Origin of the sequence: Corynebacterium mastitidis DSM 44356 (assembly GCF_000375365.1) — a bacterium.
GTDB lineage: Bacteria > Actinomycetota > Actinomycetes > Mycobacteriales > Mycobacteriaceae > Corynebacterium > Corynebacterium mastitidis.
On sequence record NZ_AQXB01000003.1, the window covers coordinates 259,673 to 269,032 of the forward strand.

A 9,360-nucleotide genomic window follows, 5' to 3' on the forward strand; every position below is an offset into this window, starting at 1 on the left:
CGGGGTAGGGTTTCATAGCCCGGCCCCGCGGTCCTTGTGTGTTGTGCGGAGGCGACGCCCATTATCCTGGGCTGGGTTTCTGTCGCGATACCTAACTCCAGAGATATCCTGTGACGAGCCTTAATTTTAGGGCCGTGACCCTTGGGGAAAAGGGAGCGGGCTGTTACATTGCTTTGTATGAACAAAAAGATTATTGCGTGCCTTTCCGCCGCTGCGATGGTGCCCGCGGCCCTGGCCCCCGCGGCCACCGCCGCTCCGCGCCCCAGCGTGCAGCAGTGCTCGATCATGCACAAGGCCGTTGATCGCGGCGAGAGCGTGCCCAACATGGATGCGTTTGCCCTGCCGAGGACGAACCTGAACGGCACCACCCTGCGCGTGGTGGCAAAGACCAAGTACAAGGACGAGCTCCGCGACGCCATCCAGGCATGGGATAAGGCCAGCGACGGCAAGATCAAGATCGAGATCGTCCCGGAGGGAACTCCTGGAGCCGTGCCGATCGAGGACATCAGCCCCGCGACCAAGCACCACTTTATGAGCGGCCCCAACATCATGGGGGTTAACCTGTGGAACCCGTCCCGCATCATCCTGAACCTGAAGACGGGCGAGGCCCACGGTCCGGGCAAGGATGAGTTTGAGGGCACCCGGATCATGACCATCGCGCACGAGATGGGGCACGCCATGGGCATTAACCACACCTGCAAGGGGGATGCGATGTCGGATGGTGCGGCCTCCGGCGGGTACAAGATGCCGAACAAGTACGACGCCGCGTTGGTGCTGCAGCGCGCGCAGCGGGGTTAATAACGCGTAACGCGCCGCCGGGGCCCACGGGTCAGTCCGTGGGCCCCGTTTTGCGTTTTGTGCGCTTCTTTTTGCGTGAAGGGATACCCCGCCGGGATAATTAACTTTCGAAACATCCTGTGACGATCCTTATTCTCCGCGCGGCAATCCTTGGAACGTAGAGAGCCTGCTGTTACGTTGTTTTACATGAAGAAAAAGATTCTTGCGTGCCTTTCCGCCGCGGCGATGGTGCCCGCGGCCCTGGCCCCGGCGGCCACCGCTGCTGAGCGCCCCACCGCGCAGCAGTGCTCGGTCATGCACAGGGCCGTCGATCGCGGCGAGTCTGTGCCCAACTTCAACGTCTTTGCCAAGCGCCGCACCAACCTTGATGGCACCACCCTGCGCGTGGTGGCGAATACCAAGTACCAGAAGGAGTTGCGGCAGGCGATCCAGAAGTGGGCCGAGGTCAGCGACGGCAAGATCAAGATCGAGATCGTCCCGGAGGGCACTCCAGGGGCCGTGCCGATCGACGACGTCACCCCCGCGACCAAGCACCTCCTGGTCGTGGGGACCGATCTGGGCGTCAATCGGTGGGACCCGCCCCGCATCCTGCTGAATCTGCCCTCCAGTGGCAACACCGGCCCGCGCATGGACGAGTACGCGTTCACCCGCGTCATGACCATCGCGCACGAGATGGGCCACGCCATGGGTATCGGGCACACCTGCAAGGGCGATGGGATGTCCGGTTACGGGGACAAGCTGCCGAACAAGTACGACGCCGCGCTGGTGCTCCAGCGCGCGCAGCGGGGCTAGCGGCCTCACACCGCCCGCTGGACCAGCGGCGCGGCACCCACACCACAGGGCCCGGGAGGGGGCGTCGAGAAGCAGTCACACGAGGCTGCGGCGAGACCCCGCCCGGGCCTTTGCGCGCACCCCGTGGGACCGCAGCGGCTAGGCCCGCGAGGTGCCGGATCGCACCTCGGAGTAGTCGCTGAAGCGGGCCTGGAGCTTGTCGATCCCCACGCCCACCAGCGCGCCGAGGGCCAGCCCCAGCGCCAGGCCCAGCAGCGGGTAGTCCTGCACCAGGTAGCCGCCCGCGTAGCCCACCAGCCCGGCCTGCACGGCCCAGATGATCACGCCGAGGGTGTCGTAGAAGAAGAACTTGCGCCAGGGGTAGCGGATGGAGCCCAGGGAGAGGGTGAGCACCAGGCGGCCCCAGGGGATGAAGCGGGCGATGATGATGGTGAAGCCCGCGCGGCGGCGCATGTTGGCCGATACCCAGCGCATGGACGTGGCGAGCTTGCTCTTGGGGGGAGCGGACCGGATGAACTGCACGAATCGCGTGCCCAGGAGGTAGCACACGTTATCGCCCAGCACGGCGAAGGCGATGCCCACGGCGATGATGCCCCAGAGGTTGGGGCTCCCGGTGCTGCCCGACCACGCCCCGGCCATGGTGAGGATGGACTCGCTGGGGAAGAAGGGGATGAGGCAGTCGAGGAACACGAAGGCGGCGGTGAGGGGATAAAACCAGCCGGAGGACATGAAGAGTTCTATCCAGGCCTCGATCTGATGTGTCATCGCGCACCACCCTTGCGTGTGTCGGTTTTCCCTCGACGGGGCGGAGGGAACGTGAGGAACGTGAAAGTACACGGACATTCTAATGGTCGGGGGAACCGGGGGCGTCGGGGCGCTGGGGTCGCCGGGGTTGGCGACGCCGCCGGGCCCACCCAGGGGGCGTGGGCGAGGGCATGCCGACGCAACGCCGCGCCGCCACAGCACCACAGCACCGCAGTACCACAGCGCCGGGCGAGGCCCGCACGCCGGCGGCGTCGAACGCGCGGCGGGTGGGGCCGCCCGGGGGTGGGCCGCGCGGGCAACGACCGGAAACCGCGAGGGGTGCGTGAGGGAGCCATTAAATACTGTGTACGGTGTACAGGTAGCAGTTATTCGTTGCGTGAGGGAAGGGACGTACTCCCGTGGCAGGTACTAAGAAGCCGGGCGTCAAGCGCCTGGTCATCGTGGAGTCGGCAACTAAGGCGAAGAAGATCCAGCCTTACCTGGGCGATGATTACATCGTGGAGGCGTCCGTGGGGCACATTCGTGACCTGCCGCGCGGGGCCGCCGATGTGCCTGCCAAGTACAAGAAGGAGCCGTGGGCGCGCCTGGGCGTGGACACGGAGCACGGCTTTACCCCCCTGTACGTGGTGAGCACCGATAAGAAGAAGAAGGTCGCGGACCTGAAGGCCAAGCTGAAGCTCGTGGACGAGCTGCTGCTGGCCACGGACCCCGACCGCGAGGGCGAGGCCATCGCCTGGCACCTCCTGGAGGTGCTCAAGCCCAAGGTGCCGGTCAAGCGCATGGTGTTCAACGAGATCACCAAGCCCGCGATCCTGGAGGCCGCGGAGAACACCCGTGACCTCAACGACAACCTGGTGGACGCCCAGGAGACGCGCCGAATCCTGGATCGCCTGTACGGCTACGAGGTCTCCCCGGTGCTGTGGAAGAAGGTCATGCCCCGGCTCTCCGCCGGGCGCGTGCAGTCCGTGGCCACCCGCGTCATCGTGGAGCGCGAGCGCGAGCGCATGGCCTTTGTCTCCGCCGAGTACTGGGACGTCACGGCCCGCATGGACACCGGCGTGGCCCAGGAGGACCCGGATAACCCGCGCGAGTTCAGCGCCCGCCTCACGCAGCTCGGCGGCAAGAAGGTGGCCCAGGGGCGGGACTTTAACGACGCCGGGGAGCTTAAGGCCTCCGGCAAGGCCGACCTCGTGGTGGTGGATCGGGGGCGGGCGGAGGCCCTGGCCAAGGACCTCGAGGGCGCCGCCGTGCGCGTGAGCGACGTGGAGGAAAAGCCCTACACTCGCCGCCCGTACGCCCCCTTTATGACCTCCACCCTGCAGCAGGAGGCCGGGCGCAAGCTTCACTACACCTCGGAGCGCACCATGCGCATCGCGCAGCGCCTGTACGAGAACGGCTTTATCACCTACATGCGTACGGACTCCACCTCGCTGTCCTCCCAGGGCATCAAGGCCGCCCGCGCGCAGGCCCGGGAGCTGTACGGGGAGAGCTTCGTCTCCGCCACGCCGCGCCGCTACGAGCGCAAGGTGAAAAACTCCCAGGAGGCGCACGAGGCGATCCGCCCCGCCGGGGAGAGCTTTGTCACCCCCGGCCAGCTCCGCAGCAGGCTGGACGCCGAGGAGTACAAGCTCTACGAGCTGATCTGGCAGCGCACCGTGGCCTCGCAGATGGCGGACGCCAAGGGGGTGTCCCTCAAGGTCACCCTGGCCACCGCCACGCCCGCGGGGGAGGGGGCGGAGTTCACCGCCACCGGCCGCACCATCACCTTCCCCGGCTTCCTGCGCGCCTACGTGGAGACCAGCCGCCTCGACGACGGCCGCGACGTGGCGGACAACGCGGAGCGACGCCTCCCGCGCATGGCCAAGGGCGATGACCTCACGGCCCGGGAGCTCAGCGCGGACGGGCATTCCACGAATCCCCCGGCCCGCTACACGGAGGCCAGCCTGGTCAAGAAGATGGAGGACCTGGGCATCGGCCGCCCCTCCACCTACGCCTCCATCATCAAGACGATCCAGGATCGCGGATACGTGATGGTGCGCGGCAACGCGCTGGTGCCCAACTGGGTGGCCTTCGCCGTGGTGGGGCTGCTGGAGAACAACTTCTCCGCCCTGGTGGACTACGACTTCACCTCCTCCATGGAGGACAAGCTCGACGACATCGCGGCGGGCAGCGCCCACGGGGTGGACTGGCTCACGGGCTTTTACTTCGGTGACCTGGAGGCCGACGAGGACATCGCGGACGCCATCGCGCGCCGGGGCGGCCTCAAGACGCTGGTGGGAGACAACCTGGAGCACATCGACGCCCGCGAGGTCAACTCCCTGCGCCTGTGCGACGACGCCGAGGGGCGCCCGATCTACGTGCGGGTGGGGCGCTACGGCCCCTACATCGAGCGCCAGGTGGGCGTGAGCGGCGAGGGGGAGCCTGAGTACCAGCGGGCCAACCTCTCCGTGGATACCACCCCGGAGGAGCTGACCCTCGAGGTCGCGGAGAAGCTCTTTGCCACCCCGCAGGGGGGGCGCGAGCTGGGCGTGAACCCCGCCAACGGACGCACGATCGTGGCCAAGGAGGGGCGCTTTGGCCCCTACGTCACGGAGCTGCTCGGAGACGACGAGCAGGAGCGCGCCGAGGCCGAGGCGGAGAAGGTGGTGGCCGCGGAGCGCGCCGAGGAGGACCGCCAGCGCGCCGAGGAGGGCAAGCGGGCCAAGAACTGGGGCACCAAGACCGCCGAGAAGCAGAAGGAGAAGCGCATCGCGGCGCTCGTGGAGGAGACGCTGAAGCCGGCCACGGCGTCGCTGTTTTCCTCCATGGAACCGGCCACGGTCACCCTGGAGGAGGCCCTCTCCCTGCTCTCCCTGCCGCGCGAGGTGGGCGTGGACCCCGCCGACGGGGAGGTCATCACCGCCCAGAACGGCCGCTACGGCCCGTACCTGAAGAAGGGATCGGACTCGCGCTCCCTGGCCAGCGAGGAGCAGATCTTCTCCATCACCCTCGACGAGGCGCGCCGCATCTACGCGGAGCCGAAGCGGCGGGGCCGCGCCGCCGCGAAGCCGCCGCTGAAGCAGTTGGGCGATAACGACGTCTCTGGGCGGCCCATGACCGTCAAGGACGGGCGCTTTGGTCCGTATGTGACCGACGGACAGACGAACGCCTCCCTGCGCCGGGGCGACACCCCCGAGGCCATGACCGACGCCCGCGCGAACGAGCTGCTCTCCGAGCGCCGCGCCAAGGAGGCCGCCAACGGCGGCGCCCGCGCGACCAAGAAGACCGCCAAGCGGACGAGGAAAAAAGCCGCCACGCGCTAACCCTTATGTCCCGTGACCAAGTCCTATGGTCACGGGACCTTTTTATCTATGTCCCTTCTCTGAGTCATTATTGTGTGCACCACTTTTGACGTAGGGGGAACCTTCGTTCCTTTGTCATACGTCCGATGTCCACTATGATGTACCAAAGCAGTGGTAGACGTGTCCCTATTGGGGCGCTATGCCTTGAGCTTCAATCACGAGAAAGGTACTGGATGAAGGGGTTCTTGGTAAAGACGTTGGCGGCTGTGTTGGCGGTGACGATGGCGGTGCCCGGCGTGGCGCACGCGGATCGTTGGACGAAGATCCGTCCGGCACAGTGCAAGGCGGCGTTTGCCGCTGCTCAAGCGGGTCGGGCCATTCCCGATCCCGGGGTGTTGCGCATCCGCAATAACGCGATGGTGGGCGACACCCTAAAGGTCTATGTGAACACCAAGCGATTTTCCGCTGCGGTAGACGAGGCCATCCGCGCGTGGTCCGAGGCATCCGGTGGGGCGATCAAGATCGTCAAGGTAAAAGCCCCCACGGCGCGCGCGGTAGAGATTCGGGAGCAGAGCTCGGGGCACTTCGGGGAGATGATCTGGTCTCCCCGGCCCCACCTGATCGTGGATCCGGGCAAGTTCCAGCGCATGAGCCTGCAGAACCAAACGTTCATCATGGCCCACGAGCTGGGGCACGCGATGGGGCTGGCGCACGGGTGCTCCGGCACGCTCATGCGGGCTTCCGGTAGCGCGGGTTACTCCTCGTTGACGCCGACGGCGGTGGATGTCGCTGCGGTACGCCAGGGTCGCTTCTAGCGCCCGCGGCGTGCGTGACCTCTTTTGGTTGCCTTTAGCGTAATTTATTTTCTTTACGTTGGGATAAATATGAAAGCTTTAAGTAGAGCGAGTAGGGGGCCCTTGGGTGTCTTGATCGCTTTTCTTGCCGCAGTGGCATTGATGCTTGGCGTCAGCAGCCCTGCGGTGGCCTCCCCGGGAACCGGGCAGGCCGTGAGGATCAAGCCGGTCCAGAGTTCTGGAGAACGCGGCGTCCTCAAGATCAATGACACTCTGGGATACGGATGGTGTATTGACCTGGGTTTCCCCGACCCGTGGAAGCGCCCCGCCCTGTACAAGAACATCACGACGGCGTACAAGCTCACGCACGTCGCAAAGATACAAGAAACCTACGGCGCGGCCCAGGAGGTCCCCTTCGCGGGGCGCCAGCGGGACGCCGCTATTAACATTCTTAAGCAACTTAAGAAGGCCTATGACGCGGGCGATACCAACCGCGTTTACGAGCTTAATGGAGCGCTGCAGTTGGTGCTGACCAGCTCCATGGCGCGGGCCGATCTTGGCCTTTACGATCTGGGCAACCATCGCCTGGAGGGGATTAGGAAGGCGCTCCGCGACTACGGCGGTTACGAGCTGACCGCCGATCTCGCCGGGCGGCGAATCCTCCGCGAGATCAAGGACGCGCAGATCCCCAAGGCCGGGGCCTCGGAGTACATTACTGTGGTGGTGCCGGATAAGTACGACATCACCAAGGGTGCGAAGAACCCGGCCCAGCGCGTTGTGCCGATCGATCAGCCCGGCCTGGAGGATCCGCCCAAGCCGAGCTCCTCGAAGCCTACGCCGCCCCCGGAGCCGAGGCCCTCGGTGACCGAGGAACGCCCGACCCCGCGCAAGCCGGTCATCGAGACCAAGGCGGAGCTGGCGGACGAGGCCGCGTTTGTGAAGGCCGGGGCTACCGTCAACGATACGGTGACGTACACGGATCTGGTGCCGGGCAAGCAGTACACCCTTGAGGCGCAGTTGGTGGACAAGACCAACGCGTCCCGGGTGCTGGGCTCCGGCTCGAAGTCCTTTACCGCCGACGCCTCCGGCTCCGGCAAGGTCGTGGTGCCCATTCGGGTGAACGACGACGTGCGCAGCCCGGTCGCGTCCGCGGTGGCGTTTGAGACCCTGAAGTCCTCGGATAGGGAGGCTCAGGACAATCGCGCGGAGAGGCTGACGGACGGTTCGAAGCCCTCCGGTGACGTGATCGCGGATCACAAGGACATCAACGATAAGGCCCAGACGGTGACCTCGGAGGAGTTGAAGTCCGCGAAGATCGAGCTGAAGAAGTACATCGGTGACCAGGAGTTCTCCGGTTCCGAGAAGCAGCAGACCAGCGGTTTTGGCTCCCCCGGTGTGATCGACGCGCAGGACGTTGACGCCGCCTACGAGGCGAAGCAGGGCCAGGATCTCACGGTGACCTTTGCGGTGACCAACACCGGGGACCTGGACCTGAAGGATGTGAAGGTTTCCGATCAGTTGATAACGGGCGAGGGCTTTGCCTCGTCCGATTTATCGGCTATCTCCCCGGCGAAGCAGAACATCGCCAAGGGCGAGACGAAGTTCTTCACCGCGACGCTGAAGGCACCCGCCGCGGGTAAGATCCACGGCGATAAAGCCAAGGCCGACGGCGTCCCCGTGGATAAGCAGGGGCGCAAGACCCCCTACACCGACGGCGACGGCAACGAGCGCGAGCCGGGTACCTCGGTGGAGTCCAACGAGGACCCCGCGCATGCCAAGACCCGTGAGCCGCGCAAGCCGGAGATCGCCACGCAGGCGGACTTTGCCGAGGGCGTGCAGCGGGTGAAGGCCGGTGCCACGGTGAACGACACGGTGTCTTATAAGGACCTGGTGCCGGGCAAGCAGTACACCCTGGACGCCCAGTTGGTGGACAAGGCCGACGCGTCCCGCGTGCTGGGTACGGGCTCGAAGTCCTTTACGGCCGACGAGTCCGGTTCCGGCGAGGTGATTGTCCCGATTCTGGTGAACGACGACCTTGAGGGCTCGGTTGCCGCCGCGGTGGCCTTCGAGACCCTGCGTTCCGATGACACCGAGGCTCAGGACAACAAGGCGGAGGGCCTTCCCGAGGGGTCCGCCGATGATCTGATCGCCGAGCACAAGGACATTAACGACGAGGCCCAGACGGTGACCTCGGAGGAGTTGAAGTCCGCGAAGATCGAGCTGAAGAAGTACATCGGTGACCAGGAGTTCACCGGTTCCGAGAAGCCGCAGTCCGGCGGCGCCGGTTCCGCTGGCGTGATCGACGCGCAGGATCCGGATTCTGCCTATGAGGCGAAGAAGGATCAGGATCTCACGGTGACCTTTGCGGTGACCAATACCGGGGACCTGAACCTGAAGAACGTCAAGGTCTCCGATCAGCTGATTACCGGCGAGGGCTTTGAGTCCTCCGAGCTGTCTGCTATCTCCCCGGAGAAGCAGGATATTGCCAAGGGTGAGACCAAGTACTTCACCGCCACGCTGAAGGCGCCCGCCGCCGGGAAGATTCACGGCGATAAGGCCAAGGCCGACGGTACTCCGGTGGATGACGAGGGCAACGAGACCCCGTACACTGACGGCGACGGCAAGGAGCGCGAACCGGGTACCCCGGTGGAGTCCAACGAGGATCCCGCGCATGCCAAGACGCCGAAGCCGGGTGAGCCGAAGTTGGAGTTGAAGAAGTTCATCAACGACAACGACGCTCAGACTGCTGATGAGGCTGAGGTGTTGAAGCCGGGTGAGAAGGCCACGGTGAAGTTCGTGGTCAAGAACACCGGTGAGGTTGATCTGTTCAACGTGACGCTGTCTGATGAGACGGTGGCGGGTGTTGGCGATGTTGTTAATATCCAGCCGAAGCAGATTGATCGGTTGAAGGTGGGTGAGTCCGGTGAGTT

The 9,360-nt window shown here is 65.3% G+C and carries 6 protein-coding genes; 5 read left to right on the forward strand and 1 reads right to left on the reverse strand.

The genetic code is table 11. The features are described from left to right. Positions 1 to 177 precede the first annotated feature (177 nt). A complete protein-coding gene (locus B140_RS0105295; protein ID WP_244874387.1) occupies positions 178 to 798 on the forward strand; it encodes a zinc metalloprotease in 621 nt (206 codons plus the stop codon). A gap of 186 nt (positions 799 to 984) precedes the next feature. Next, positions 985 to 1,590: a zinc metalloprotease gene (locus B140_RS0105300; RefSeq protein WP_244874388.1), complete on the forward strand. Its 606-nt coding sequence runs from the start codon at positions 985 to 987 to the stop codon at positions 1,588 to 1,590. A 138-nt stretch (positions 1,591 to 1,728) separates the two neighbouring features. Here the strand turns inward: B140_RS0105300 and B140_RS0105305 are convergent, their stop codons facing one another. Further along, positions 1,729 to 2,355 carry a DedA family protein gene (locus B140_RS0105305; protein ID WP_018118312.1) on the reverse strand — a complete coding sequence of 209 codons (627 nt, stop codon included), beginning with the start codon at positions 2,353 to 2,355 and terminating at the stop codon, positions 1,729 to 1,731. A 398-nt stretch (positions 2,356 to 2,753) separates the two neighbouring features. Here B140_RS0105305 and topA point away from each other — a divergent pair, with 398 nt between their 5' ends. The 3 genes from topA to B140_RS0105320 form a co-directional block, all read left to right on the forward strand. Continuing rightward, entirely contained in the window at positions 2,754 to 5,657 is a 2,904-nt protein-coding gene (gene topA, locus B140_RS0105310; protein ID WP_018118313.1) for a type I DNA topoisomerase, read from the forward strand. A 224-nt stretch (positions 5,658 to 5,881) separates the two neighbouring features. Further along, the gene (locus B140_RS0105315) at positions 5,882 to 6,451 is read left to right on the forward strand and encodes a hypothetical protein (RefSeq protein ID WP_244874389.1); all 570 of its coding nucleotides are present in this window, start codon (positions 5,882 to 5,884) and stop codon (positions 6,449 to 6,451) included. Between the two features lie 141 nt (positions 6,452 to 6,592). After that, on the forward strand, positions 6,593 to 9,360 hold a 2,768-nt coding region (locus B140_RS0105320; protein WP_244874394.1), incomplete at its 3' end, for a VaFE repeat-containing surface-anchored protein.

Bases quoted from the DNA above. Each gene is read 5' to 3' on its own strand.
- B140_RS0105295 (WP_244874387.1), top strand. From the start codon at position 178: ATGAACAAAAAGATTATTGCGTGCCTTTCCGCCGCTGCGATGGTGCCC.
- B140_RS0105300 (WP_244874388.1), top strand. From the start codon at position 985: ATGAAGAAAAAGATTCTTGCGTGCCTTTCCGCCGCGGCGATGGTGCCC.
- B140_RS0105305 (WP_018118312.1), bottom strand. From the start codon at position 2,355: ATGACACATCAGATCGAGGCCTGGATAGAACTCTTCATGTCCTCCGGC.